This window comes from Humidesulfovibrio idahonensis (genome assembly GCF_054657715.1).
Genome location: NZ_BAAHYE010000002.1, coordinates 1123543 through 1135985, shown reverse-complemented (window position 1 = coordinate 1135985; position 12443 = coordinate 1123543). Strand labels below are relative to the sequence as shown.

General features: G+C 64.3%; 11 protein-coding genes. 2 read left to right on the top strand and 9 right to left on the bottom strand.

Going from position 1 to position 12443, the window contains the following annotated elements:
• Positions 1–3: 3 nt before the first annotated feature.
• From ACYQ4W_RS05555 to ACYQ4W_RS05540, 4 genes are read right to left on the bottom strand one after another with little or no spacing between them, the layout of a single operon-like run.
• Positions 4–342, bottom strand: coding sequence for a hypothetical protein (locus ACYQ4W_RS05555; protein ID WP_459853800.1), 339 nt, complete (start codon positions 340–342; stop codon positions 4–6).
• An 8-nt stretch (positions 343–350) separates the two neighbouring features.
• Positions 351–1757: a glutamyl-tRNA reductase gene (hemA, locus tag ACYQ4W_RS05550; protein ID WP_459853798.1), complete on the bottom strand. Its 1407-nt coding sequence runs from the start codon at positions 1755–1757 to the stop codon at positions 351–353.
• Complete coding sequence (locus tag ACYQ4W_RS05545) at positions 1757–2590, bottom strand: cytochrome C assembly family protein (RefSeq protein ID WP_459853796.1); 834 nt, start codon at positions 2588–2590, stop codon at positions 1757–1759. Before ACYQ4W_RS05545 ends, hemA begins: the two co-directional genes overlap by 1 nt.
• A complete protein-coding gene (locus ACYQ4W_RS05540) occupies positions 2577–3254 on the bottom strand; it encodes a precorrin-2 dehydrogenase/sirohydrochlorin ferrochelatase family protein (RefSeq protein WP_459853794.1) in 678 nt (225 codons plus the stop codon). The genes ACYQ4W_RS05545 and ACYQ4W_RS05540 overlap by 14 nt, the downstream gene beginning before the upstream one ends.
• A 112-nt stretch (positions 3255–3366) precedes the next feature.
• On the opposite strand from ACYQ4W_RS05540, the gene ACYQ4W_RS05535 reads away from it, so the two are divergent.
• Together ACYQ4W_RS05535 and ACYQ4W_RS05530 are read left to right on the top strand one after the other, a co-directional pair.
• Positions 3367–4638: a glycosyltransferase family 9 protein gene (locus ACYQ4W_RS05535; RefSeq protein WP_459853792.1), complete on the top strand. Its 1272-nt coding sequence runs from the start codon at positions 3367–3369 to the stop codon at positions 4636–4638.
• 121 nt (positions 4639–4759) lie between these two features.
• Positions 4760–6040: a CgeB family protein gene (locus ACYQ4W_RS05530; protein ID WP_459853790.1), complete on the top strand. Its 1281-nt coding sequence runs from the start codon at positions 4760–4762 to the stop codon at positions 6038–6040.
• Here ACYQ4W_RS05530 and ACYQ4W_RS05525 read toward each other — a convergent pair.
• Genes ACYQ4W_RS05525 through mutS form a run of 5 tightly spaced genes read right to left on the bottom strand, consistent with a single transcriptional unit; the run spans position 6027 to position 12439 of the window.
• A complete protein-coding gene (locus ACYQ4W_RS05525) occupies positions 6027–7265 on the bottom strand; it encodes a replication-associated recombination protein A (protein WP_459853787.1) in 1239 nt (412 codons plus the stop codon). The genes ACYQ4W_RS05530 and ACYQ4W_RS05525 overlap by 14 nt on opposite strands.
• Before the next feature lie 15 nt (positions 7266–7280).
• Positions 7281–8015 (bottom strand): RsmE family RNA methyltransferase, encoded by a 735-nt coding sequence (locus tag ACYQ4W_RS05520; RefSeq protein WP_459853785.1) that lies wholly within the window; start codon positions 8013–8015, stop codon positions 7281–7283.
• Between the two features lie 46 nt (positions 8016–8061).
• Positions 8062–9300 (bottom strand): diaminopimelate decarboxylase, encoded by a 1239-nt coding sequence (gene lysA, locus ACYQ4W_RS05515; protein WP_459853783.1) that lies wholly within the window; start codon positions 9298–9300, stop codon positions 8062–8064.
• 29 nt (positions 9301–9329) lie between these two features.
• Entirely contained in the window at positions 9330–9791 is a 462-nt protein-coding gene (locus tag ACYQ4W_RS05510; protein ID WP_459853781.1) for a hypothetical protein, read from the bottom strand.
• Positions 9788–12439, bottom strand: a complete 2652-nt coding sequence (mutS, locus tag ACYQ4W_RS05505) for a DNA mismatch repair protein MutS (protein WP_459853779.1) — start codon at positions 12437–12439, stop codon at positions 9788–9790. Before mutS ends, ACYQ4W_RS05510 begins: the two co-directional genes overlap by 4 nt.
• Positions 12440–12443 lie beyond the last annotated feature (4 nt).

The window sequence follows — 12443 nt, the reverse complement described above, 5'->3', positions numbered from 1 at the left end:
CGGCTACACGGAGATGTCGAGTTGGCGGATGAAGGCGTCGAGGAAGTCGATGATGTATTCGCGCTGGGCCGACGTGGCGTACATGACGCACTCGCAGCGCAGCTTCTTCTGCGCGCGCACAAGCAGCTCAAGCTTCAGCGTGCTTTCGTCCACGGCCTCCAGCACGAAGATATGCGGCCCGCACACGTCCGCATGCTCACGCTGCACATCGGTCAGCAGCTCTTGCGGCAGGGGCAGGTAGAAAATGCCGTCCAGGGGGCCGGCATAGCCCTTGTCCGCCAAGGCGGCCACGACTTTGGCCAGGTGTTCCGGATAAAAGTCTTCGATGAGATAATTGCGCATGCGCTTCCCTACTGGTGTTCCGTGTGCTTGGGCGCGTCTTGGGATTCCTGCTCCGGGTCGCGGCAGCACTCGCACTCCAAGGGCTCGTCCTCATCGCTCGTGCGCCTGTCGAGGTGGGCGTCCGGGTTCACCGGGTCGCTGTCCAGGTTGAAGATGCGGCGCGTCACGTCGATGAAGCGTTCGGCCGTGCCTTCCTCGCGCGTGCGGCGCTTGAGGAAGCAGATGGGCTCGTGCAGCAGCTTGCGGCTGACGGAATGGACGAGCACCTCAAGGGCCTCGCGGGTTTCCTCATCCACGCTGCCAAGGCGCTTCAGCGTTTTGGCGAGCTCGCGCTGGGCCACGTCCTCGGCCCGGCCAAGCAGGTCGGTTATTGTGGGCTGCAGGGCGAGGGACTTCATCCAGGTGGCGAAGGCGTCGGTCTCCAGGTCCACAATGGCCCGGGCCTTCACGGCCTCGCCCTGGCGGGCGCTCATGTTCTCCTCCACAACTTCCTTCAGGTCGTCGATGTCGTAGAGGTACACGTTGTCCAGGCTGTTCACGTCCGGGTCGATGTCGCGCGGCACGGCGATGTCGATGAAGAACATGGCGCGGTTGCGGCGCTTTTTGAGCACCTCGCGGATGTCCTTGGCGCGGATGATGGCCGTGGGCGAGCCTGTGGAGCTGATGACGATGTCCACGCCCTTGAGCCGCTCGACCATGTCCTCGAAAAAGACGGCCTCGCCGTGCATGGTCTTGGCCAGTTCCTGGGCTCTGGCGTAGGTGCGGTTGCAGATGAAAAGCTTGTCGATGCCGGAGGCCAGCAGGTGCGTGGCGGCCAATTCGGCCATTTCGCCCGCGCCCACCAGCATGGCGGTTTTGCCGCCCAGTTCGCCGAAGATCTTCTTGGCCAGCTCCACCGCCGCGTAGCTGATGGACACCGCGCTGCTGGCGATGGCCGTTTCCGTGCGCACGCGCTTGGCCACGGAGAACGACTTGTGCAGCAGGCGGTTGATGATGACGCGCGCCGTGCCGGTCTCCACGGCCTTGCGGTAGCTCTTCTTGAGCTGGCCCAGAATCTGCGGCTCGCCCATGATCATGGAGTCGAGGCTGGCGGCCACGCAGAACAGGTGCGAGACGGCGTCCAGCCCCTGGTTCTTGTAGGTGTGGGTGCGCAGCACATCCAGGGGGCCGTTGCAGGTCTCGGCCCAATGGCTCAGCACGGCCTCGCTGATGTCCATGTCCTGGCAGCGGGCGCTGTCCGCCACCACGAGGATCTCCACGCGGTTGCAGGTGGAAAGGGCCATGACCTCACGCAGGGGGCAGGCTGCCAGCAGGCTTTTCTCAAAGTCCGCAACGCTGGTGAGCGCGAATTTTTCGCGCACGTCGACACTGGCGCTGCGGTGATTGAGTCCGACGAGATAGATGTTCTTATCCATTACGGTTTGAACCCGTGGAAGGTTGTGGGAACAAGGAAGTTGATGCCGAGCATGGAGAGCACGGTGAGCAGGAACACGCAAATGACCATGACCGCGGGTTTGCGGCCCCGCCAGCCATAGGCCAGCCGCTGGTGGAAGAGATAAGCATAGAGGCCGAGCATGACCAGGGCCAGAATTTCCTTGGGATCAAAGGAGAACACGCGCTTGGCCGAAAGCCAGGCCCAGACGAAGCCTGACACGAGCCCGATGGTGTACAGCGGAAAGCCCGCGATGATGACCCAGTGGTTCACCTTGTCGAAAGTGTCGAGGGAGGGCATGTCTTGTTGGAACTTTTTGAGCCCGGTCTTGGTCTTGATGCGCTTTTCAAGGTGCATGAAGGCCAGGCCAGCCCCAGCGCCCATGGCGAGCAGGGCCATGCTGGAAAAGAGCGTGCCGATATGCAGGAGGAAGAAGAGTCCGGAAAGCATGGGCGGCAGGCTGGCCTTGATGCCTGAGGTCGCATCGGCCGTGGCGTAGAACACCAGGGCCAGCGGCAGGGCCACAACGGCCAGGAAGCGCATTTTGAGCCGCCACCACAGGAGCAGGAAGATGAGCAGGATGCCGAAGCCCAGCAGGCAGAACAGGAACCGGCCGGAGGTCAGCGCCATGGCGGCGTCCGCGCCGGCAACCTGTCGCGCCAGGTCAAGGGCGTGCAGGGCGAAGCCGATGCCGCCAAAAAAGAGGGCCATGATCTTGATGCGCTCGTTGCGCAGCGCAGAACCCAGCACATAAAAACCCGTGCCGAGAAAGTAGAGGCCGATGATCAAGATCGGCAAGAAATCAGGCAAGCCCATCGGTCAACTCCGGAATCAAATGATGCAGTTCAAGGGGCAGCAGGGCCGACAACTCCGTCTGAACCAGCGCCGCGTCGCCCAACCTCAAGGCCTCAAGCAGCTGGGATCCCACAAGTTTGCGGAACAGCGCCGAGTTGGCCTCGGTCTCTAGGCCCAAAGCCAGCACGCGCGGGCGCAAGCGGCTCATGAGGAGCAGGAATCCTGCGTACTCCTCGCCGAACCGGTCCTGCAAGTCTTTTCGAATGCGCTTGGTGAGCGCCGGGCTTTGCCCGCTGGTGGAAATGGCTATGGAAAGATCGCCCCGCTGCACACAGGAGGGCACGATGAAGCTGCCTTCCTCAGGCAAGTCCACAATATTGCAGAGAATACCTTTGGCGCGGCACAAATCGCCGATGGTCTTGTTCACCGCCGGGTTGCTGGTGGCGGCAATGACCAGAAACATTCCGTCCAAATCCGCTTCCGCAAAGTCGCGCCGGGCCAGGGTGACTCCGGGGCGCGCGGCCAGTTCGCGCAGGGCGCCGTTGGGCTCGGCCCGTTCGATTATCAGCAGCCTGGAGGCGCCGCAATCGGCCAGGGACTGGATCTTGCGCAAGCCCACCTGGCCGGCGCCGACGACCAGACAGGCACGCCCCTCAAGGCTCACGAACATCGGATAGTAGCGCATCCAGATTCTATACCAAACTTCGCGGGGCTCTGTAAAATGCCAAGAAGCCCTTTCTTGCCAGATTCACCCCGCCTGGGGTAGACACAACACACCAGAAGAGGAGCTTCCGCCCATGCGTCATCTCGTCATCCAGCTCGCACGCTTCGGCGATCTCGTGCAGACCAAGCGTCTCATGCTGACCCTTTTGGCCGAGGCCGAAGTTCATCTGTGCCTGGACGCGTCCCTGGCCCCTTTGGCGCGGCTGATTTATCCCGATGCCGTTCTGCACCCCGTGGTGGCCCACGGCACGGCCTTGGGCAAGCTTTCGGCCGCGGAGCAAGCCCTGGCGCTGCTTGGCACCAACGCTCCGGTGTTCCGCGAGCTTGCTGCCATGCCTTTCGACCGCGTGTACAATCTCAACTTTTCGCCGCTCAACTTCCGCGTCGCCAGCCTGTTCGATCCCGCTCTCGTGCGGGGGCATGTCTGGGAGAATGGACAAGAGATAGTGGGCCAATGGGCCAGAATCGCCATGCGCTGGTCGGCCATGCGCCGCATCGGCCTCAACATCGCGGACTTCTGGGCCTGGCATCATCCGGCCCCCATTGCGCCGGAGCTGGTGAATCCGCCGGCCAAGGGCAGGGGAGGGGGCCTTGGCGTGGTGCTGGCCGGACGCGAGTCCCGGCGCTCCCTGCCGGCCAGGGAGCTTGCCGCGTTGGTGGCGGGGCAGTTGGACATGCACGGCGGCCGGTTGACCTTGCTGGGCAGCACGGCCGAGGCTGTAGCCGCGCGCCAGCTTCTGCGGGTCCTGCCGCAACGCCACGCGGCCCAGGCGAAGAATCTCTGCGGCGGCACGGACTTGCCCGGTCTCGCCGCTGTGGTGGGCGGGCTGGATCTGCTCCTCACACCGGACACGGGTACCATGCACCTTGCCGCCGCCCTTGGCGTGCCCGTGCTGGCCACATTTCTGTCCTCGGCCTGGTGCTACGAGACCGGACCGTACGGCGCGGGACATCGGGTTCTGCAGGCCGTCACCGACTGCCTGCCCTGCCTGGAGTCGCGCCCCTGCGAAGTCGGCGTGCGCTGCCTCGCCCCCTTCAGCGATGCGCGGCTCACGCGGTATCTCGCCACAAGCGACGCCAAGCACCTGCCAGAGGGGCTTCTCGACCTTGAAACCGAACTGGACGGCCTGGGGCTGACCTTCCGCGCCACCAACGGCCTGGACGACCACGCGGCGTTGCGCGGCATGTTCCGTGAGTTCCTCCGCCGCCACCTTGGCGCAGGCGGCTCCTGGCAGGAACCGGTGGTGCACGAGTTGACGGAGCGGCTGTATGCTGAACGGGACTGGCTTGTGGCGGATGGGGAATCCAGCGCTTCCAGATTCGCATCGCGAGGGGCATTTGACTAGTTTAGCACGAGAATAAAGCATATTAAACAAAGTCTAAATTTTTTCTTGATACATTTTTGCGATTCCGCCGCACCACTTTGAGGCGAGTGTTGACCAAATAGCAGACAGGGGAGGGGAGTGCATGAGGGTTCTGGTTGTGCTGCCGATGTATGGCGGTTCGCTTCCTGTGGGGCGCTATTGCGCCGCCGCCTTGTCCGGCCTGGGGCATTTGGTCGAGGTCTTCGACGCACCGGAATTCTATGCATCCTTCCGCGCGCTCAAGGGACTCAAGGTGACGACGGATCGCCTGCATTACTTAGAGAACAGCTACCTGCAAGTGGTCTCTCAGGCCGTGCTCGCCAAGGTGGAGACCTTTGAGCCGGATCTCGTGCTGGCCCTGGCCCAGGCGCCGCTTTCCATGCAAGCCCTCAAGCGCCTGCGCCGCGACGGCGTGACCACGGCCATGTGGTTCGTGGAGGACTTCCGCCTGTTCACCTACTGGCAGGCGTACGCGCCCTATTATGATTTCTTCGCCGTCATCCAGAAGGATGAAATCTTCTCGGCATTACAGTCGATTGGCGTCGAGAACGCCTTGTATCTGCCCCTGGCCGCGCAGCCGGATGTTCATCAAACACTTGAACTTCCGCCGGCGGAACAACGGAAGTTCGGCTCGGACGTCTCCTTCATGGGCGCCGGTTACCCCAATCGCCGCAAGGCCTTCCGCGATCTCGTGCGCTTCGACTTCAAGCTCTGGGGCACGGACTGGGACGGCGACGCCATCCTTGCGCCCTATGTGCAGCTTTCCGGGGCGCGCGTGTCGAGCGAGGACTGCGTCCGCATCTTCAACGCCACCAAGGTGAACATCAACCTGCACTCGAGCATCCAGGCCAAGGACCTCGTCACCGGCGGAGACTTCGTCAACCCGCGCACCTTTGAGGTCGCGGCCTGCGGAGCCTTCCAGCTTGTGGACCGCCGCAGCCTCATGGCCGAGCTTTTTACCGAGGATGAGCTTGCCGTGTTCGACGGCATGGAGGAGCTCACGCCGCGCATCGAGCACTACCTGGCGCATCCCGAGGAACGCCAGGCCATTGCCCGGCGCGGGCAGGCCAGGGTGCTGGCGGAGCACACCTATGCCGCGCGCATGAAGACGCTGCTGGATTTTGTGGCCGCGCGCAAACCAGGCTGGCCCAAGGGCAAGGCGGCGGCTCCCGCCCTGGAGGGCATGCCGCAGGAACTGGCGGCCGACATCGCCGCGCTGTTGGAGCGCCTGGGCTTGCCGGGGGATGCGGGCTTTGAGGATCTTGTGTGGGCGTTGCGGCAGCAGCAGGGCAAGCTGGAAGGTCTGGACGCCGCTGTGCTCTTCTTGGATGAGTGGCGCAAGCTCTACGCCAAATCCGGCGGTCCGAGCCCTACGGCCTCCTGATGCCGCGCTTGCGCGTGGAGAGCCACGTTTGCAGGCGCGCCTCGGCCCCTTCGTTCTTGGGGAAATAGAACTGCGTGCCGCGCTTGACCAGATCGTGCGGCAAGTATTCCTGCTCCACCCAGGAACCGGGGAAGGCGTGCGGGTACTTGTAGCCCCGGCCATAGCCCCATTCCTTGTGCAGGCTTGTGCTGGCGTTGCGCAAATGCAGGGGCACGGGCTGCAGCCCATTCTCCCGCACTTCCTTCAGCGCGTTCAAATAGGCGGCGTAACTTGCGTTGTTTTTCGGCGCCAGCGCCAGGTACACGGTCGTTTCCGCCAGCGGCAAAAAGCCTTCCGGCATGCCCACAAACTCCACGGCCTGCTGACAGGCCACGGCCAGAGGCAACGCCTGCGGGTCCCCCAGGCCGACATCCTCCGCCGCGGAAAGCACGAGCCTGCGGCACACGAAGCGCGGGTCTTCGCCGCTTTCAAGCAGGCACGCCAAGTAATACAAAGCCGCGTCCACATCACTGCCGCGGATGGACTTGATGAGCGCCGAGGCCAGCTCATAGTGCGAATCGCCTTCGCGGTCGCCCCGGATGATGACTTCCGGCAAGGCTTGGCGCAGGGCCTCCAGCTCCAGCTTCTCCTTTGGCAGGCCGGCCACATGCTCGACAAGGTTCAAGAGCGCGCGGCCATCGCCGCCGCACATGCCCGCCAGCAGGTCGAACACCTCGTCCGGCCATTCCGCCTTGAGCACCGTGGCGCCGCGCCGCGCCATGCGCACAAGCTCCTCGCGCGTCAGCGAGCGGAAGCGCAGCACGTGCAGCCGTGAAAGCAGCTGCCGCGTGACGCTGAAGGACGGATTCTCCGTGGTGGTGGCCAGCAGCACGATCTCGCCGTTTTCGAGGATGGGCAGGAAAAAGTCCTGCTGCGCCTTGGAAAAGCGGTGGATCTCGTCGAGAATGAGCACCTCGGCCCCTTCCAGATGCTTGCGCAGGGCGGCCAGCCCGGCCTCGGGCGCGCTCACGCGCACCCAGCGCTTGCCCGCGGCCTTGGCCATGAGCATGGCCAGGGTGGACTTGCCGCAGCCCGGGGGGCCGAAGAAGAGCAGGCTGGGCAAGCGCGGGCCGTTGGCAAAGGCCGCAATGCGCTCCAGCAAATGGCTTTGCCCCACGAATTCATCGAGGGTCTGCGGGCGGATCTTATCCGCCAGGGGCTGCTTTTCAGAAAGTTCAATGCGCATGCGTGAGCCTCGTTACTATGCAAGCAGGGCGTGGTGCGTCAGCGCCAGGCAGGAAAGGGCCGCGGTTTCCCAGCGCAGGGGCAGGGGGCCAAGGCTCAATAAGTTGAAACCCGCCTCGGCGAGACGCGCGGCCTCGCGTTCCTCTATTCCGCCCTCCGGCCCAAGCACCACAAGGCTGCGGCCAGCGGCAAGACGCTTGGGATCGAGCAGGGCGTCTTGCCGCGCCCCCTCGTAGAGCACATAGCATCCGTCGAAATCTCCCGCAATGCGCACAAGCCCTTCCACGCCTCCGGGCACGGTGCCAAGGCCCGGCAGCCAGGCGGTTTGGCACTGCTTGGCCGCCTGCACGCATTTCTCAAGCCAGGTCTCCTTGGCTTCGCACGGCATTTCGCCCTGGCTGCGTGTGGCTTGCCAGAACAGAATGCCCAGCGCGCCAAGCTCGACACCTTTTTCCAGCAGCCAGTCACGCCGGGAGGATTTGTTCCACCCCAGGGCCAGGGTGACGCCGCGAGCCGGCGCAGGCTCCGTGCTTTCCGACACGAGCCGCAACCGGGCTTGGCTTTTGCCGCTGGTCTCCACAAGCTCAAAGAGCCCGTGCCGGCCAAAGCCGTCGAACAGGCGCACGGTTTCGCCCAGGCGGGCGCGCAGCACGCCGAGCAGGTGTCGGGCTTCCGGGCCTTCCAGGCGCGCAAGATCAGACCCGCCAGGCCAGCGGTCTTGCGGAAGATGATAGGAGTTGAGCCGGGTCATGGTTGAGGGTGCGGGGCCGGAAGTCGCGTTCCGGCCCCGCGTTCGGCTAGATTTCGTGCGCCACGAGGGACTCGTAGGTTTCGCGGCGGCGGGCGACAATGACCTTGTCGCCGTCCACCAGGATCTCCGCGGCCCGGGTGCGGGTGTTGTAGTTGGAACTCATGGTGAAGCCGTAGGCTCCGGCGGAATACACTGCCAGGAGTTCGCCCTGGCGCACCTCCGGCAGCTGACGGTCCTTGGCGAGAAAATCGCCGGACTCGCAGATGGGGCCGACCACGTCGACGTCGATGGCGGCGCGTCCCTGGGGGGCGACTTCCTCAATGCGGTGGAAGGAGCCGTACAGCGAGGGCCGCACGAGATCGTTCATGGCCGCGTCCACGATGACGAAGCTCTTGCTCGGGGTCTGCTTGGTGTAGAGCACCTCGGTGACGAGGATGCCCGCGTTGCCGACGATGACGCGGCCGGGCTCCAGGATGACCTTGAGGGGCAGGCCGCTCATGGCCTTGGTCAGCGCGGCGCCGAACTCCTTGGGATGGGGAGGCTCTTCCTCGTTGTAGGGAATGCCGAGCCCGCCGCCGAGATCAAGGTAGCGGATGTTCAGGTTCATGCCCTTGAGCTTTTCGTAGAAGGCCATCAGCTTGTCCAGGGCCTCCAAAAACGGCTCGATGGTGGTGAGCTGGGAGCCGATGTGGCAATCCATGCCCACGGCTTCGATGCCGGGCAGATCGCGCGCCATGGCGTAAGCGTCCAGCGCGCTCTCGATGCTCAGGCCGAACTTGTTCTTCTTCATGCCAGTTGAGATGTACGGGTGGGTCTTAGGGTCCACGTCCGGATTGATGCGGAAGCTCACCTTGGCGATTTTGCCGAGCCCCAGGGCGACCTCGTTGATGCGGGTAAGCTCCTGCACGCTCTCCACGTTGAACATGAGGATGCCGGCGTTCAGCGCCTGGGCGATTTCGGCGGGCTTTTTGCCCACGCCGGAGTACACGATCTTTTCGGAGGACACGCCAGCCAGCAGCGCGCGGTACAGCTCGCCGCCGGAAACGATGTCCATGCCCGCGCCAAGGGAGGCGAGCAGGCGCAGCACCGAGAGGTTCGAATTGGCCTTCACCGAATAGCAGGTGAGGTGCTCCATGGCGTTGAAGGCGGAATCGAAGGCCTGGAAGTGGCGCTTCAGCGTGGCCGTGGAATACACATACAACGGCGTGCCGAACTGCTTGGCGAGTTCCTTCACACTGACGCCTTCCGCGAACAAGGTGCCGTTCTTCATCTCGAAATGATGCATCTGGACGGTACTCCTCTCACTAGGGATGGTTATTGCGGCGCTGCGATCTTCAGCTCGGACATGACAAGTTCCAGGGTCGGGTAGACATTGTTGGCCACCACCTGCAGACGGTACGTCTTTTTCGGGTCCAGGTCGCAGGCGGTAATGACCAGCCGGTTCATGTCGCGGCGCACTTCCGGCGCGGACGGACCATACAGCCGGGAAATGCGCGGCGCAAAGGGGCAGGTGGCGCAGCCGTCGCCCGGTCCGGTGCCTATGGGCTCCATGAGCAGGCGGATGCTTTCCAGATTCTGCCACGCGCCAGCCAGCTCCATGTCGACGATGACGCAGTTCTGGGCGCGGGTCACGTTCACGGAGCGGATGCGGTAGCGGTCTTCGCTCAGTTTGGGCGAGGGCCATTCGCGCTTGCCGCAGGCGACCAGCCCCACGAGCAGGGCGGCCACGATCACCGCGGCCAGCGCATTCAGCAAATTTTGATGACGCATGCTCATGAGGCGCTCACGCTTTTTTTCCATTCATGCAACAGGGTCAGCGCGGCCAGAGGAGACAGGCCGTTCACATCAAGCCGCTTGAGCTCCACCAGCACCGGACTTTCCGGCTCCGGCGCCTTGGGCTCCGGTGGGGCGGCAACGCCGGGCAGCATGGACTGCCGGGCGCTTTGCGCCTGGGAGCCGCCGCGCTCACTCTGCGATTTTTCCTCGAGGGATGCAAGGATTTCGCGGGCGCGCTGCACCACGGGCTGGGGTACGCCCGCGAGCCGCGCCACCTCGATGCCGTAGCTCTTGTCGGCCGGGCCGGGAATGAGCTTGCGCAAGAAGACGATGTCGCCCTTCCACTCGCGCACGGCGATATTCATGTTGCGCAGACCGGGAATGCGGCCCTCAAGGGACGTCAGCTCGTGGTAGTGCGTGGCGAACAGCGTGCGGATGCCGCCGCGCCCGCGCCGGGAAAGCTCCTCCACAACGGCCCAGGCCAGAGCCAAGCCGTCGAAGGTGCTGGTGCCCCGGCCGATCTCGTCCAAAATGACAAGGCTGCGCGAGGTGGCCTGGCGCAAAATGCGCGCGGTCTCCATCATCTCGACCATGAAGGTGCTCTGGCCGCGGGCGAGGTTGTCGGAGGCGCCCACGCGGGAGAACACGCGGTCCACAAGGCCCAGGCGGGCCGTGCGGGCAGGAACGAAAGAACCCAGCTGGGCCAGGATGCTCATGAGCGCGGCCTGGCGCAGCACGGTGGACTTGCCCGCCATGTTCGGACCTGTGATGAGCAGGATGCGCCGGGATTCGTCAATGCGCAAATCGTTGGGGATGTATCCGGCCGAGCCAGTGGCCGCCTCGACCACGGGATGGCGTCCCTGGGTCACCTCGATCTCGATGCCCTCGTGGAGTTCCGGGCGGCTCCATTCGTTCACGCGGGCGGCCTCGGCCAGGCCCTGCCAGTAGTCCAGAGCGGCCAAGCCGGCGGCCATGAACATGAGCCGGGTGCGCACCTGGGCCACGGTCTCGCGCAATTCGTTGAACAGCTTGTATTCAAGCGACTTGCGCTCTTCGGCGGCGCCTTGCAGACGCTCCTCGAGTTCCTTCAACTCCTGGGTGATGTATCGCTCGCCGTTGACCAGGGTCTGCTTTCGGATGAAGTGCTCCGGCACTTGGCCCTGGTAGGCGTGCGAGACTTCGAGATAATAGCCGAAGACCTTGTTGAAGCCGAGCTTGAGCTTCTGGATGCCGCAGGAGTCGCGCTCGCGCTCCAGCATTTCCTGAATGCGCGCCTCGCCGTGCTCGGTGAGGCTGATGAGCTCGTCCAGCGCGGAGTCGAAGCCCGGCAAAAACAGGCCGCCGTCGGTGATGACCAGCGGCGGGGAGTCCACAAAGGCCCGGCCAAGCAGGTCCGAAATGTCGGAAAGATCATCCCAGCTCTTGAGAAGGCTGCGCAGCTCCGCCGGGGCCTCGGCCCCGGTCTCGTCGGCCACGGCCGTCAATTGGGCGCGCAGGGCGGGCAAGCGCCCGAGGCTTTCGCGCACGGCCACAAAGTCGCGCGGGGTGGCGCGACCCAAGGCTATGCGGGTCGAAAGGCGTTCCAGGTCCTGCACGTCCGAGAGATGCCGGCGCAGATCCTGGCGCAGGGAATCGCGCTCGAAAAACAACGCCACCATGTCCTGGGTCCGCGTGATGGGCCCAAGCTCGCGCCAAGGCTGGCGCAGGCGCGACTCCAGAAGCCGCCCGCCCATGGGGGTGGCCGTCTTGTCCAGCACATGCCAGAGGGTGCCGGGACCGGCCTTGCCATCCAGGCGGCGGAATATCTCCAGGTTGCGTTCGGTGACTTCGTCGAGGATCAGGTGCCGGGAAAGATCCAAGGGCCGGAACTCGCCCAATGGCGGCAAGTCCGTGCGCTGGGTCATGCGCAGATAGGCCAGGAGCGCGCCGAGCGAGCGCACAAGCTCCGGCTTGTCGGCCAGGTCCAGGGTGCCCAGTTCCGGCGCGCCCTGCGCGGCCAAAACCGCGGCCGTGGCCGTGGCCAGGTCGAAGGAGCTGGGCGATGCCATCTGGCTCACCTGGCCCGAAAGGTCGCCGCAACTTGGCGGCACCTTTTTGCCCTGCGGCAAAATGATTTCGCGCGGGGACAGCTTCATGGCCCATTGCCAGAGTTCCGGCTCGCGCTTGGAGTAGAGTCCGCTCCATTCGGCCGTGGAGATGTCCACCCAGCCCAGCCCGCCCGCGCCCTTGTCCGCGTCCCAGTAGAGCGCGCAAAGATAGTTGTGGGACTTTGCGGTCAGCGAGAGGTCTTCAACAACGGTCCCGGGGGTTAGCACGCGCGTCACTGCGCGCTTGACCAGCCCCTTGGCCTGGCGCGGATCTTCAATCTGGTCGCAGACCGCGATCTTGTATCCCTTCTCCAGCAGCTGGGCCAGATAGCCGTTCACGGAGTGGTGCGGCACGCCGCACATGGGGATTTTGGACTCGGAGTTGGGGTTGCGGGTGGTGAGGGTTATCTGCAACTCCCTTGCGGCCACCTGCGCATCCTCGAAGAAGAGCTCGAAAAAGTCGCCCATGCGGAAGAAGAGCAGGGCATCCGGGTGCTCCGTCTTGACCTGCATGTACTGCTCGAACATGGGGGTAAGCTTGCTGGCTGGATCCATGAGCATCCTT